We start from the raw sequence: 559 nt of genomic DNA, 5'->3' as shown, positions 1-559 counted from the left end.
CATATCAACCAATAACTTAAGGTTCTTTTTATCCGCTTGATACGCACACAATGCCGTGCAACTCTCGACTAACGAGCGCAAATCAAACTCCTCTTCAACAAGCGTCAACTTGCCCGCTTCGACTTTGCTGTAATCGAGGATGTCGTTAGTGATGGTCACAAGGTTATTGGCAGATTTGTGCAGCAGGAGCAATAACTCCCTTGGCTCTCGGCGGTTTTCGTTCTCAAGCAATATCTCGCTGATCCCCATGATCGCGTTCATTGGAGTGCGAATCTCATGGCTCATGTTTGCCAGAAATTCCGACTTGGCTTGCGTGGCTTTTTTCGATTTATCCAATGCAGACGACAAACGCTTCTCCATCTCGCGTCTATCGGTGATATCACGTTCTACCGCGATAAAACGCAGTAGCTCGCCATTTTCATCAAACACCGGAGACAGCTCCAACTCGACCCAATATGGGCGCTGCGACTTGGTGTAATTGAGTATCTCAACCCTAACCGGGGAATGGCTGCGAACACTTTGTGAGAGCAACGCGACGGTGTTTGCGTCGGGGTCTTCA

The 559-nt window shown here is 48.8% G+C and carries 1 protein-coding gene; it reads right to left on the bottom strand.

Going from position 1 to position 559, the window contains the following annotated elements; genetic code table 11:
- A partial coding sequence (locus R7Q46_RS29275; protein WP_318078595.1) for a sensor histidine kinase occupies positions 1-559 on the bottom strand: 559 nt, incomplete at both ends.

It is taken from the genome of Vibrio sp. 811, from assembly GCF_033339195.1.
Note: the sequence above shows the minus strand (reverse complement) of the source record. Positions and strands in the feature narration are given on the sequence as shown.